The 13002-nt window shown below is 38.5% G+C and carries 11 protein-coding genes and 1 other annotated feature; of the genes, 1 reads left to right on the top strand and 10 read right to left on the bottom strand.

From position 1 onward, the window contains the following. Positions 1-332: 332 nt before the first annotated feature. The 10 genes from ltrA to tyrS form a co-directional block, all read right to left on the bottom strand. Positions 333-1595, bottom strand: coding sequence for a group II intron reverse transcriptase/maturase (gene ltrA / locus Q0371_RS03585; RefSeq protein WP_298468363.1), 1263 nt, complete (start codon positions 1593-1595; stop codon positions 333-335). A gap of 625 nt (positions 1596-2220) precedes the next feature. After that, entirely contained in the window at positions 2221-2448 is a 228-nt protein-coding gene (locus tag Q0371_RS03580) for a hypothetical protein (protein WP_298468357.1), read from the bottom strand. A 157-nt stretch (positions 2449-2605) separates the two neighbouring features. Then, positions 2606-3352, bottom strand: a complete 747-nt coding sequence (locus tag Q0371_RS03575; RefSeq protein ID WP_298468354.1) for an alpha/beta fold hydrolase — start codon at positions 3350-3352, stop codon at positions 2606-2608. Positions 3353-3441: 89 nt separating this feature from the next. Then, on the bottom strand, positions 3442-4050 hold the full coding sequence (locus Q0371_RS03570; RefSeq protein WP_251556294.1) for a response regulator transcription factor: 609 nt from the start codon (positions 4048-4050) through the stop codon (positions 3442-3444). A gap of 12 nt (positions 4051-4062) precedes the next feature. Next, on the bottom strand, positions 4063-5148 hold the full coding sequence (locus tag Q0371_RS03565) for a sensor histidine kinase (protein WP_298468350.1): 1086 nt from the start codon (positions 5146-5148) through the stop codon (positions 4063-4065). A gap of 13 nt (positions 5149-5161) precedes the next feature. Further along, on the bottom strand, positions 5162-6286 hold the full coding sequence (locus Q0371_RS03560) for a DUF418 domain-containing protein (RefSeq protein WP_298468347.1): 1125 nt from the start codon (positions 6284-6286) through the stop codon (positions 5162-5164). Positions 6287-6467: 181 nt separating this feature from the next. Then, the gene (locus Q0371_RS03555; protein WP_298468344.1) at positions 6468-7292 is read right to left on the bottom strand and encodes an alpha/beta hydrolase; all 825 of its coding nucleotides are present in this window, start codon (positions 7290-7292) and stop codon (positions 6468-6470) included. A 17-nt stretch (positions 7293-7309) separates the two neighbouring features. Then, complete coding sequence (locus Q0371_RS03550; protein ID WP_298468342.1) at positions 7310-7687, bottom strand: VOC family protein; 378 nt, start codon at positions 7685-7687, stop codon at positions 7310-7312. A gap of 124 nt (positions 7688-7811) precedes the next feature. Then, entirely contained in the window at positions 7812-8060 is a 249-nt protein-coding gene (locus Q0371_RS03545) for a hypothetical protein (RefSeq protein WP_169361292.1), read from the bottom strand. A gap of 312 nt (positions 8061-8372) precedes the next feature. After that, positions 8373-9638, bottom strand: a complete 1266-nt coding sequence (gene tyrS / locus Q0371_RS03540) for a tyrosine--tRNA ligase (RefSeq protein ID WP_251556300.1) — start codon at positions 9636-9638, stop codon at positions 8373-8375. A gap of 80 nt (positions 9639-9718) precedes the next feature. After that, positions 9719-9913: a binding site (T-box leader), on the bottom strand. Positions 9914-10011: 98 nt separating this feature from the next. Between tyrS and Q0371_RS03535 the strand changes: the two genes are divergently transcribed. Further along, the gene (locus tag Q0371_RS03535) at positions 10012-12936 is read left to right on the top strand and encodes a transglycosylase domain-containing protein (protein ID WP_298468338.1); all 2925 of its coding nucleotides are present in this window, start codon (positions 10012-10014) and stop codon (positions 12934-12936) included. Positions 12937-13002 lie beyond the last annotated feature (66 nt).

The raw sequence follows: 13002 nt of genomic DNA, 5'->3' as shown, positions 1-13002 counted from the left end.
GTTCTTTTTTTTTCAAGAGCCTGTAAAGTAATCATACAGGAATGCTCCAGCGGGAATAGCGCGAGCTGAAGACCCTGGACCGAGCACAGCGAGGGAGTTTCAAGGAGGGAAAACTAAGGACGTCACACCGTGTGACAACGTTTTCCTGACCAACATCCTGTTGGCCTAAGCCGTGCCCGCGGAAAGCGTTCGCCGCAACGGAAAACTACTACTTTACCACATAGTAGAACTTACGAAAATTTCTAACTACACAAATAAATCGAGTAGGAGGGAGCGATTAACCCCCGACCTCTCACACCACCGTACGTACGGTTCCGTATACGGCGGTTCAATTAAGATGAATAACGCAAAGTTTCGTAACGAACTTGCAGACTTTTCAGCCCTTGGCTTTCCCAAAAGGATTTGCCGAGGGTTCTGTGTAATATGGGGCTTTTAGAAATGCGCCAGTACCCTTTTCGAGTATTTCCCCACTCGTAAGCTTTCCCATAAGGAACTTTTAATCGAGTAAGATTTCTAACTCTTGTTCGAGGTTTCTTCCAATCCTTCCACAGGCACATACGTAACCTTCGTTTAATCCAGCTATCCAGTGTTTTAAATGTGGTAGGTGTATCTGCTAAGGCGAAATATCCACACCATCCCACTAGATATTGGTTCAACTTTTCGATTCTATATTCCATGGAATATGGCATCTTTCTAGAGGTAATTTCTCGTATTTTCTTCTTCATTCGTTGTAGGCTTGTTTTTGCAATACGAACCTTCGGTTCTTTATGAGCAGTAAAGCTAAACGCCAAGAATTTCCGATTCCAAGGGCGGTCCACTGCCGATTTCTTTTCGTTAACTTTCAGTCGAAGTTTTCCTTCAATAAATCGTTGTACACTCGCCATTGTTCGTACCCCTGCCCGTTCACTCTTCACATAGATATTGCAATCATCTGCGTACCGTACGAATTTATGTCCACGTTTCTCTAACTCTTTATCAAGTTCGTCTAATACGATGTTTGATAAGAGTGGACTTAGAGGTCCACCTTGCGGGGTTCCTTCTTCTGTACTGGAAACTACGCTATTTATCATGACACCGGATTGGAGATATTTACGAATGAGTTTTAGTAAAGGTTTATCTGAAATTCGTTTCGCTAACGTTGCCATTAGTCGGTCATGATTGACCTTATCAAAGAATTTCTCTAAATCCATATCCACAACCCATCGATAACCCTCTTTTATATAACCCTTTGCTTTTCGAATGGCATCATGGGCACTCCGATTTGGTCGGAATCCATAACTGTAATCCGAAAATGTTTTATCATATTCCTCAGATAGTATCTGCGATATAGCTTGTTGAATCAAACGATCTGTCACGGTTGGAATACCTAATAGACGCACACCACCGTCTGGTTTCGGGATTTCGATTCGACGTACTGGCTGTGGTTCATAGGTTCCATTTAAAATCTGCGATTTAATAGTTTTCCAATTTTCGAGGATGTGCTGTCGTAAGGTTTGTACGGGCATCATGTCTACTCCATGGCTTCCTTTATTCGCTTCCACTCGCTTTAACGCTTGCATCATGTTTTTCCGTTCAAGTATCTGATTCAACATCACCATTTCGTTCCTTTCCGTGAATAGCTTATCTTCTTTTGCCCAACTGGACTACACCCTCCGCAAATACCCTCGTGGGATTCACCACTACTTTCTAAGCGTGAGGCACTAGTTTTCTGTGTTCAAACATCCAAGTTGGAAAGCCAAGGGCTATTCTCTCTTAATTGTTCGGTCCTTCCGAGTGGTTCTAGACCCATTCGTACTATGACCTCTGCTGACTTCTGACAGTTCAGCTGCTTGTCACCAAGCAGGTTATGAAGGGTACTTCACGTCTCTGTCAGACCTCCCCGGGTAAGCGCATACACTTTCACACCATCTATCCGCCTCATTTACTTGGTATGACCTTCGACAGAAAGAGCTTTGTTTTGTTTGGCAAACTCACTCAATCATACCTAGCCTTCTATGAGGTTCGTGTTCCTCGGACCGGTGCTTTGCCTCCAGCTTCCTTCAGATTCCGTATCACTACGGACACCTTTGCTCTTGGCTAACCTCTACTTCTGTCTTCGCGGTTCGGGACTTGCACCCTATAGTTCATGCGCATGCCGGGCGCACCAAAAAAAATGAAGATCACTCATTTGAGTAATCTTCATTTTTATATATGCTAAATATCATTATTTCGTAGGCATTTCTATGTCCACATATTTGTTGCTCTATTTAGTGTACTTAACAATCCTTGATTATATTCTACCCATTTCTTCATTTCTCGCTCTACCGCTTTGTTTTGCCATTCGAACCAAAAGGTCGGGCACTCGCTGCAATGGCTTTCGACACCTTTATTATTGCGCAAATCCCTACATGTAAATAACGTTTTTTTACGGCAATTATAGCAATAAATTTCTTTTTCATCTAATAGCATTATACGTCCCCTCCAATTACAATAAATTATTGACCATAAAGTGGATATTAATACCTTTAAATGGTTGTATTGGAGATTTAAAATCATTTAATCTAACTTATTTATAATCTACCTAAAAGAAAAAAGTCTCGAAACCAATGGCTTCGAGACTAGCAAGTTATATTCTTGCAGTTATAAACTGTATACTTCTATCTGCGATTAGCTCCTTATCGGCGTCTAACGTAGCAACATGGTAGCTATTTTTTAACTCCACAATTTCCTTCCCAACAGAGGAAATTGCTTCATATATTTGAAAGGAATTCCCTGGTGGAACTACATGATCCTCTGTAGATTTAAATATGAGAGCAGGTGCAGTAATTTTAGACAGATTATCACGTACTAGCCTAGATAGCAGAAGAATATCAGACATAGACTTTACAGGGGTTTTTGAATAAGCTAACTCCTTTATCCCTGCCTGCTTAATGTCAGAACCAATTCCCTCTACAAATCGAGTCTCACTTTGAGAAAGAGTTTCATAATTTTCAATCATGTCCGGCATATAGACGGCAGCATTAATCGGCATAATGCCTTTAATTTCAGGGTAGTTTTCAGCCAAGTATAAAGTAAGCGTACCACCCATTGATAGTCCACAAACAAATATGTCTGAGCATGTTTCTTGAAGCTTGGTCAATCCTTTTTCTACGTCTTTCATCCAATCCTCATAGCTTGCACGCTCCATATCCTCTGGTGCTGTACCATGGCCGGTGAGTCTTGGTCCAAAAACCGTAAAGCCTGCTTCGGCAAACCTTTCCCCTAAATAATGCATACTTTGAGTGGATCCTGTAAATCCATGTATCACTAACACCCCTACATGATTTCCCTCGTAGAAAAATTCCTCTGCACCCTCTAGCACTTCATAATTCACGTTCCCATCCCCCTTCTACGTTTTTATTTACTTAACGACATTTCATACCATTATTCCTTACCACATTTCTATCTCATTTAAACTCTATTTCACTCCAACCAACCGTTTTCATTTGCTTTGTTTACTGCTTGTTGTCTGCTTTCCACGTGAAGCTTTTGGATAGACGAGGATAAGTAATTTCGGACAGTACCCTTCGTTAAAAATAATCGCTTTGTGATTTCTGAAGTAGTTAACCCTTCTTTAACAAGACGGAGGACGTCCCTTTCTCGGTCATTCAGAGGATTCTCTACTTTCATGAAAAGAGTGGCTGCTAAATCTCTGCTCACAACCCTTTCGCCAGCAGCCACCTTTCGAATAGACTCTATTAATAAATCAATTGGCTCGTCCTTCAGTAAATATCCAGTTACGTTACTGTCAATCGCTTTTTGTAAATATCCCACTCGTGAAAAAGTAGTGACAATCATAACTTTGCTTGGAATCTGTTCCTCTTCTATTTTTCGAGCGAGCTCCAGTCCCGTCATATGTGGCATTTCAATATCTAAAATACATACATCAGGTGTTTCCTTCACAATTAGTTCCCAGGCTGTCTGACCATCCTGTGCCTCACCAACGACTTCTATATCTGCTTCAAAGGATAATAAAGAAGAAAATGCACCTAGAAGCATTTTCTGATCCTCAGCAATTACTACTCTTATCACGATGTATCCTCCTTACGAATGAATTGGTAATGTAATCGTTATGATAGTACCTCCAGAGGAACCCTCTTTTACAAGTACGTCGCCTTGTAAAGAATGCATCCGCTCCTTCATCGAGACTAGACCATTTCCAAATCGCTTCATCTCTATACCAATTCCATCGTCCTTGATATGTATGCAGAATACCTTATCTTTAAACTCTGTATAGATTTCACAACATTTCGCCTGACTATGTCGAAGTATGTTTGTTGTCGCCTCTCTCACACAAAGAGAGATCATGGTTTCCTCTACATTAGATAATGGTTGGCGACAATCATGATTAGATTGAACATTAATTCCCGCAGATTTTAGTACTTGCCCCGAACGTTCTAGCTCACTTTCGAGAGATATAAATTTCATATCCGTCACCAGTTCACTTACCTGCTTCATAGCAGTTCTTGTAGTTGCTAAAATATCGTCTAACTCCCTCTTAACCTTAGCTTGTTCCGTGCCTACTAATTTGGAAGCAAGCTCTGTCTTCAGCTTAATAATCGTTAAAGTATGGCCAATTGTATCATGTAGATCTCTCGCAATTCTCTGTCTTTCTTCTTGCTGAACAAGCTGTTTATTTACTTCATTTAATTTTGTTTGCAGATTAGATGTTTTTAAAAGAAAATACCTTAGTATAGGCAATGCAAGCTGAATAATCATGAAGGCTACTAAGACAGAAAAATCTAAACCATGGAGCTGCTCCTTCCAAAGAAAAAGGATAAAAAGGCAGGCAACTCCTGCTATTCCAAGCCCTATATGAAACTTAGACTTAGCTCTCCCTAACAAATCTGCAAACAAAAAACCAAAAGTAATAATTACAGAGCCCTCGAAAAAGCTTAATATTATAAGAAGCGAGTAACCAACAAGTACAGCACATAGAAGGAGCCAATCCTTATTCCACAATGCAATATAATAGGAAATAACAATGAGTAATAGAAGGATGAGCTGTATTCCGGGATGCAAGGCTGAATCAGATAGCATTACTAAGGTAAAAAGAAAAATGATGGATGCTACATCTATGATTAAATATTTCTTCGCCTGATCTACAGGATAAAATTTTATATTTGTCACCTCTATTCACGAATTATTTGGAGACAGCTGCTACAGCTCTTCTCCTAAGCCACTCCAATGGTCCAGTCTGCAATGTCCGTATACAAACATAGGCAAATAAGAATTGAAATAAAGTAATGCAGAGCCATATAGCGACTATAGTAAAACTACCTATTTTCCCACCTAATCCTAGACCCCAGCCATAAAATATAATAGAAGCTAAAAGGTTTTGTGAGACGTAGCAGCTTAGTGACATTTTCCCGACTTCTTCTAATCGAGACCAAAGCCACTCTACCTTTCTATATTCTACTAATATACCAAATAATCCTATATAGCCAAGAGACATAATGGGTGCAAATAGATAACGAACAGGCAAATCAAATGCACCACCTGGTACAAATATAAGTAGATTTAATGGAACACCTATATACATACCTAATTTAAATAGTTTTTTACGCTTCTTTTTACCAATCTCTGTTTTAGAAAAAGTACCAGATCGCATAAGAAATACTCCTAGTAAAAACAAGCATATATTCATTGGTACGATTAAAATCACTTCTAATCTATAATAAATAAAATTGACCAAACGGTTTTTAACCTGCTCGAGCCATGTACCACTTTCATAGAGTACCGCTCCCTCATAAGTACCCAATGACATGTTTAATGACCCCACTAGAGCTGCTACTAAGATTAATAGAATAATGACTGCATGAAAACTTCCGACTCCAATCATTATTTTTTTCATAAAGGAATCTCCCCGTCTTAAAATAAAAGCTACAATTAAACCGGTGATGGCATAGCTCATCAAGATGTCATATTCCATTACGAGCATAAAATGAATAAACCCTTCCAGAAGTAAAAATAATAATGTCCATACATACACGCCAGGCCATGCATTCCCTTTACGTTTCGCCTGCTGATATTTTATCTCTAGGCCTACTCCAAACATGATGGTTAGTAACCCTAGAAACTTTCCGTTTGCAAAAAAGAGAACTGCCATTCTAAGAAAGTCCTCCAATGTCCACCACCCGGTATAGTTTGAAGTCGTTGTATAAGCCAAGTCTCCCAAATAAGCAAAAATCCATATATTAGTCCCTAGTGTTCCTAGCACTGCAAAACCACGAAGAATATCTATTAAGCGCAATCTTTCATTTGTCATCAAATAACCCTCTCTTTCTTCTGTAAAAACTCATTCCCTTATATAAAATAATAAAGAGAAATCACGGATGCTAACATTCACAGCAGTCAGAAGTATAAGATGACACTTGTCATAACTAATCAAAAAAAGACAAGTAATGAACCATCTCGAACATCTCCGAAATGGTTCATTGCTTGTCTTTTCATCTAAGCTTTCTATCGTGAATGCGTTTTAACCAATCATCTAAATAGGCATCAAACAAAATCGGCCTTTCAATCTGTAGGTTATGGCCAGCACCATCTAGAATGGCGTAGGTTGCCTGAGGGAAATTGTCTTTTAAATGGAGCGCATCCTGAAAGCCTACTACATCATCCTGCCTTCCAAGTAAGAAAACGGACGGTTGTTCAAAGTTTGGTTCTTCAAACCAGCTACTAAAAGAATAGTTACTCGCAATTTTCTCTAAAAATGGTTGATCTGCTCGATTCATTCCACTGACAATTTCTTTCATCCAACGATTGTAGGTGTATTCATTTAATACGACGCAGTTCTCCTCGAATGCCACTTTTATATCGCTTCCCAAGGTTAGTAAGAATAGCTCATCCTTTGCTGCTGCTGTTTGTTTAACAGGAAGTGTTCTTTTATCACGAGCGGCATAAATAACGGGGCAAATAAAGAAAGCACCTAGAATAGAAAAACTTTCCTTAGCGATTACTCCGCGTGCCAAATAACCTCCATATGACTCTGCTGCTATTAAAAATGGCTCATTTTGGATTTCCTTTTCTATAAAACCAATCACTATATCTAACATATCATCGGTATTGTTTAGATGAGCGAATTGCTTGGATTTACCCATTCCAGGTAAGTCTATGTATATTCTTTTATAGGAAGCTCCTGACTTTTGAAAGAAAGGCTCCATACATCCCTTCATCAGCTCCATATCAGGCGAAAACCCATGAAGCATTAAAATAGGGGTTCCTTCTCCGTATATTTCATAATAGATTTCTACGTCCTTTATTGATGTGTACATACTATTGTTCTCCTCCATTACTGACAAGCGCCAAGTGGATTACCATCCGGATCAAAAAACGTAAAGTACTTCTTATCCCCATCTCCGTCTAGTGAATTTACTGCAATTCCTTTAGATTTTAACTCATCATAAAGCGTCTCTATATTCTCGGGTATAAAGTTAATATATTTCCCTACGCCAAAATGGTTCGAAGGAAATTTCATAGGAGTATGATATTCTACCTTGACTAAACAAACGACAGTCGGTGAATCACTTGATATCTTCATGACTGCAGCTTCTTCCTCTATATAGTTTAGCTGGAAACCTAGTACCTCCTCGTACCAGCGTGCTGAAACCTTAGAGTCCCTCACAGGGATAAAAATCCCCTCTACACCCTTAAGCAATGACTTGTTCAAGTTGTATCCTCCTCTCTCTTCTTCTATATAACTATTCGGTGGCTCACTGGATTTTCCTTCTTTATTTGATAACCTTTCGTGAAAGAAAAAAACTTGAAGCTGTTAAATATCAGCTTCAAGTTTTTTAGTTCTTTTCCATATTCTCGATTAAGTCTAATAATCTTTGTCTTTTGTCATCGGCTTCTTCATGAATGATTTTAAATTCATAGCCAGTCTTTTCTTCATTAATTGAAATCTCTAGAAGATCTCCTTCTTTAGCGTCAATTGTAAACTTTTCTTTTAAAATAACTAGCTTGTCCGATTTATCATTCTTACCAAAAAGAATAACAAAAAAATCGTCGAAATGATCAAGTATATATTTTTTCGCTTCCATGTATTCTAACCCCCTTTTTTAAAAAGCTTATGTATTTAAAAATAATAAGAATTTATTTTATTTATTTTCAGAGTAAAGTTCCTAAATCTTATTCTATACTATATACTTACTTATTTTCACCTATTTTGTCTACTATTTATATAAACTTTTTAAAACGTTCATAATTCCACCTTTTTAATGAAACAGAAGAAATTTTTTCTATTTTCCTTAAGTATTTGTTATCTTTTATAAAAAGTTGACTAAGACATTATAAATTAGACGTTTTTTGACAAAAAAAGTTACTTCTCAATAGTATGAGAAGTAACTTAAAAATTATACGAATTTAATCATTTTATAATTTTTCTTTCCTCTTCTAATAATCATAAATTCATCTTCTAGTCTATCCTCTTGCCCTACAACATAACCAATTTCTGTAATTCGCTCTCCATTGATCGAGATAGCCCCATTTGTTACATCTTCACGAGCCTGTCTTTTAGATGGAGACACTGTGGCTTCCACTATAAAGTCAACTATGTTTTTATCCTCTTTTTCCATTTCCACGGTTGGAACATCCTTAAAAGCATCTTTCATTTCACTTGCTGTAAGTGCTTTTAAGTTTCCACTAAATAGCGCCTGAGAGATTCTCACTGCTTGGTCTAATGATTCTTGACCATGTACTAGGCGAGTCATTTCTTCTGCAAGTGTTATTTGGGCTTTACGTAAGTGCGGCTCATTTTGCACGGTTACTTCTAATGCTTCAATTTCAGCTCTCTCTAGGAAAGTGAAAATCTTCAAGTATTTAATCACATCTGCATCAGCTGTATTAATCCAGAATTGGTAAAACTCATACGGTGAAGTTTTTTGAGCATCTAACCACACAGCACCAGAGGCAGATTTACCGAACTTCGTACCATCCGCTTTCGTCACTAATGGAATTGTAATACCATATGCCTTAGTTTCCTCTTCATGTGTTTTGCGAATCATTTCTAAACCAGTCGTAATATTCCCCCATTGATCGGATCCACCTACTTGAACACGGCAGCCATAATGATTGAATAAGTGGTTGAAGTCAATACCTTGGATTAATGTGTACGTAAACTCTGTGAATGACAGTCCTGAATCTAAACGTGAAGCAATAGAATCCTTCCCAAGCATGTAATTGATATTAATAAGTTTGCCGTAGTCTCTTAAAAATTCAATAACAGACATTGGTCCAATCCAGTCCCGATTGTTTACCATCTGTGCTCCATTTTCAGATTGAAAATCAAAGATTCGTTCCATCTGCTTTTTAATCCCTTGGACATTTAAATCAATTTGATCAGTAGTTTGCAGCTGTCTTTCCTCCGAACGACCTGAAGGATCTCCAATCATTCCGGTAGCTCCTCCTACTAAAAGAATTGGGCGATGTCCGTGCATTTGAAATCTACGAAGTGTTAGGAGTGGAACAATGTGTCCAATGTGCATACTGTCTGCAGTTGGGTCAACTCCACAATATAAAGAGATTTTTTCAGTAGATAGTAGTTTATCCATTCCTTCTGCATCCGTTTGTTGATACAAAAGACCTCTCCATTGTAGGTCTTCAATTAATGAGTTTGTCATTTTGTTTCCTCCTTTTATTGGATTGAGCAATACCAAACAAATTGCCTATAAACAAAAAAGTCCCTACATGATAAAAATCATGCAGGGACGCTTAGTCATTAGCGCGGTACCACCCAGCTTGAAGGATCAATCCTTCCGCTTTTTCACATGTAACGTTGTGAAAACGTATAACTCCAAGCCTGTAATTCGCTTTTATACACTGACTAACTTTCACCGACCGTTAGCTCTCTAAACAGTATGTATAATCACTACTTCGGACTTTTCTTCGTTAAATGATATACCTATTTTACCTAATTTGTTTCGGATGTCAATAAGTATCGTCTAACATATTGGACTATGATATAATATTCATGATTTGGAGGTCGAGAAATAAATGAATAAATGGATGGAGAAATTCCACTTATATAAAGAGAAAGTAGATGCCTGGCAATCAACCAAGTGGGCAAGAAGGTTACGTATATCTTCAAGTGTCGTATGGAATTTATGCTTAATATTTTTAGTAGTCGGCCTCATACTTGGAGCATTTGCTACAGCTGTGGGAGCAGGCTATTTCACTTCTTTAATAAAGGATGAACCTTTAAGAAAGAAAGAAGAAATGCGAGCAGCCGTGTTTAATTATGAAGAGACTTCTGAAATTTACTTTGCAGGGGATGTCTACCTTGGGAAGCTAAGAACTGATTTAGAAAGAACTGAAACAGATCTTGCAAATGTCTCCCCTTATGTCATTGATGCAGTGTTAGCTACCGAGGATGAATACTTTAAAGTCCATAATGGGATTGTTCCTAAAGCCATCTTCAGAGGTCTATTACAGGATATGACGAACTCAGATACTCAAACGGGCGGTTCTACATTAACCCAACAGCTGATTAAAAATCAAATCCTTACAAATGAAGTTTCTTATGAACGAAAAGCTAAGGAAATTCTTTTAGCAATGCGACTAGAAGAGTTTATGAGCAAGGACGAAATATTAGAGGCTTATCTTAATATTATACCGTATGGTAGAAATGCAAACGGTCGTAATATCGCTGGAATCGAAACTGCAGCACAGGGAATTTTTAATGTGAAGGCTAAAGACCTGACTCTCCCACAGGCTGCTTACATTGCGGGTATTCCACAAGCCCCTTTTAAATACACCCCTTTTAGTAATGGTGGAGTATTAAAGGAAGGCGAATCGTTAAAGCATGGTATAGATCGCATGAAAGTCGTATTATATCGGATGAAAGAAACCGGATATATAACAGAAGCAGAATACCAAGCATCCGTTAACTATGATATTACAAAAGATTTTAGACAAAAGGAAACGTTGCCAGAGGAAAAATATCCATGGCTTACCTTTGAAATTGAAAAGAGAGTTAGAGATATTTTAAGTGTTCAGCTAGCTGAAAAAGACGGAGTGGATTTAGAAGCTCTAGAAAAAGATGATCCTCTAATTGAAAAGTATAATATTATGGCACAGCGTGCTGCTAGTACGGGTGGGTATCGTATTCATACTACTATTAACAAGGACATGTATGAAAAAATGCTTCAAGTAAGAGACGCATTTGAATCTTTTGGACATACGTATACGAATATCAGTGTAAAAGATCCTCAAACTGGAGAAACAATTACAAAAGATTTTCCTGTCCAAGTCGGAAGTATGCTAATAGAAAATGGAACTGGCCGTATTCTCTCTTTCTTAGGCGGTCGTAATTATAATGAAGATATGCAATATAATCACGCTACTCAGGCAGTACGCTCCATGGGTTCTACGATTAAGCCATTGGTAGTTTATGCGCCAGCTATTGAATACGGTGTAATTGGAGCAGGAAGTCCTCTTGCAGACGTTAAATTTAATATAAATGACAATGGAAATAAGTGGTCGCCTTCTAACTATACAACGGAACAGGAGCTTGGAATTATTTCTGCTCGACAAGCAGTTACAACTTCCCAAAACTTATCGACCATTAGACTTTACGATCAAATAAAAGACAAAAAGCCAACTGATTTCATGATGAAAATGGGCTTTGAAAGCATTGAAGAAGATGAATACGCTAACCTTTCCCTTTCTATTGGAGGCATGAGAAAAGGCGCTTCTTTAGAAGAAAATACGAATGCATACGGCACTTTTGCGAATAATGGTCAATTTGTTGATGCATATATGATTGAGAAAATTGTAGACGTGGAAGGCAATGTTGTTTACCAGCATAAAGTGGAGCCTGTCGATGTATTTAGCCCGCAAACAGCATATATTATGACTGATATTTTAAGAGATGTTATGACACAAGGTACTGCTAAGCTGGCAAGCTCTCGTTTAAAATTCCAATCTGATTTTGGCGCGAAGACTGGTACAACACAAGGACATAGTGATTCATGGTTAGTAGGCTACAATCCAAATGTTTCATTGGGTGTTTGGCTTGGTTATGACGAGCAAAAGCTTACATTATTCCATATGAACAATCGTTATGGGCACCCAAGTGTTCGTATCAATACACTTTGGTCGAACATGATGAATGCGATGTATGACATTAACCCTGAGCTAATAGATGCACCAAATGCTTTCCAAGCGCCTGAAGGAGTCGTTTCCAGATCTTTCTGTGGTATTTCTGGTCTAGCACCTTCTACTGCTTGTGAGCAGGCAGGTCTTGTAAAATCAGACTTATTTAATGCGAAGGTTATGCTTCCTACGCAGGCAGACGATAGTCTAGTATCCTCATCTTATGTAGTCATCGACGGTAATAAATACCGATCATTGGATTCTACTCCAAGCGAATTTGTTACTGCAGGTGGTCACGGAGTAAGTGAGGACTTTATAAAACGAATGCTTGGTCGATTTGGTGGAGACGCTAGTAAGCTATTCCCGAATGATTCATCATTTGCTAGCAATGTAGTTTCAGAAAAGGTATTTGAGGCAGACGGAACTCCCCCTGCTCCAGTAACTACCTCTCTGACAGGTAATACAATGACATGGACGAAATCGGCTTCTAGTGATGTAGTCGGATATCGTGTATACCAAGTCGTTAATGGTAACAGAGTTCTGATGGCAACTAAGAAAGAGGCAGAAAATTATAGCTATCAAATCACCTCTCCAGGTCAATATGTAGTAGTAACAGTTGATATAACCGGATTACAATCTGGTGCATCTAACATAGCTACTATTAATGCTCCAGAGCCTGTGATACCAGTTCTTCCCCCGGAGGAACCAGTAGAAGAAGTGCCTGAACAGCCTGTCCCAGGTGATGGTAATGGCGGTGGCGGTGAGGTAATCATTACACCTCCAGTCGAGCCTACCCCACCACCGGAAGAAGAATCTACACCATAAAATAAAAAACGTGAAATCGTATGGACGCCAAAGGTCCTCATCGATTTCACGTTTTTTCTATAAGCT

The sequence above is a fragment of the uncultured Psychrobacillus sp. genome (assembly GCF_938022135.1).
Lineage (GTDB): Bacteria > Bacillota > Bacilli > Bacillales_A > Planococcaceae > Psychrobacillus.
The sequence above is the reverse complement of the archived record's forward strand: the minus strand, read 5'-3'. Positions and strand labels throughout refer to the sequence as shown.